This is a genomic window from Acidovorax sp. (assembly GCF_046341535.1).
Classification (GTDB): domain Bacteria; phylum Pseudomonadota; class Gammaproteobacteria; order Burkholderiales; family Burkholderiaceae_C; genus Acidovorax.
This window is the reverse complement of the sequence record NZ_JBKDRI010000193.1, coordinates 1-1441: the sequence shown is the minus strand read 5'-3', so window position 1 is coordinate 1441 and position 1441 is coordinate 1. Positions and strand designations below refer to the sequence as shown.

Genomic DNA, 1441 nt, shown 5'->3' with positions numbered 1-1441 from the left:
GGAAGGGCGTTTGTCCGAACAAGACCTGATGCACTACCGGCAGGAGCTGACCGCGCCCGCGGCAGGAGCGCAGGGTCTGTGCAGCTACCCGCACCCGTGGCTCATGCCCGACTTCTGGCAGTTTCCCACGGGCTCCATGGGCATCGGCCCCATCAGCAGCATCTACCACGCGCGCTTCATGCGCTACCTCACGCACCGCACTCTGCTCGACTGCACGAATCGCAAGGTGTGGGGGGTGTTTGGCGATGGCGAGATGGACGAGCCCGAGAGCATGAGCGCGCTGACCCTGGCCGCACGCGAGGGGCTGGACAACCTGGTGTGGGTGGTCAACTGCAACCTGCAGCGCCTGGACGGCCCGGTGCGCGGCAACGGCCGCATCATCGACGAGCTGGAGCGCCTGTTTGCCGGTGCGGGCTGGAACGTGGTCAAGCTGGTGTGGGGCAGCGACTGGGATGGCCTGTTTGCGCGCGACCTGACGGGCGCGCTGGTGCGTACGCTGCAGGGCACGGTCGATGGCCAGATGCAGACCTTTGCTGCCAAGGACGGGCGCTTTAACCGCGACAACTTTTTTGGCCAAAGCCCCGAGCTGGCCGCCCTGGCCCAGGGCATGACGGACGAGCAGATCGATCGCCTCAAGCGCGGCGGGCACGACCTGGTGAAGATCCACGCCGCCTACGCTGCCGCTGCTGCACACCAGGGTCAACCCACGGTGATCCTGGCCCACACCAAAAAGGGCTACGGCATGGGCACGGCCGGGCAGGGCAAGATGACCACGCACAGCCAGAAGAAACTCGACGAGACCGACCTCATCGAGTTCCGCAATCGCTTCAACCTGCCGCTCACCGACAAGCAGGCCACAAGCCTGGCCTTCTACAAGCCCTCCGAGGACAGCCCGGAGATGCGCTACCTGCGCAGCCACCGCGACGCGCTGGGCGGCTACCTGCCGCGCCGCGAATCCATCTGCGACACGCTGCCCGTGCCCGCCATCGAAAGCTACGCCCAGTTTGCGCTGCGGCCGCAGGCCAAGGAGATGAGCACCACCATGGCCTTTGTACGCATGCTGGGCACGTTGCTGAAAGACGCCACGCTGGGCCCGCGCATCGTACCCATCGTGGCCGACGAGGCGCGCACCTTTGGCATGGCCAATCTTTTCAAGCAGGTGGGCATCTACAGCAGCGTGGGCCAGCGCTATGCGCCCGAAGACATCGGCTCGGTGCTGAGCTACCGCGAGGCGCTCGACGGGCAAATCCTGGAGGAGGGCATCAGCGAAGCCGGTGCGATTGCCAGCTGGACAGCCGCCGCCACCAGCTACAGCGTGCACGGCCTGGCCATGCTGCCGTTCTACATCTACTACTCCATGTTCGGCTTCCAGCGCGTGGGCGACGCCATCTGGGCCGCCGCCGACCAGCGCGCGCGGGGCTTCCTGCTGGGCGCCACATCG

General features: G+C 66.5%; 1 pseudogene. It reads left to right on the top strand.

Annotation, left to right across the window (positions count from 1 at the left end):
- A pseudogene (locus tag ACK543_RS14425) lies at positions 1–1441 on the top strand (pyruvate dehydrogenase (acetyl-transferring), homodimeric type); the annotation flags it as partial.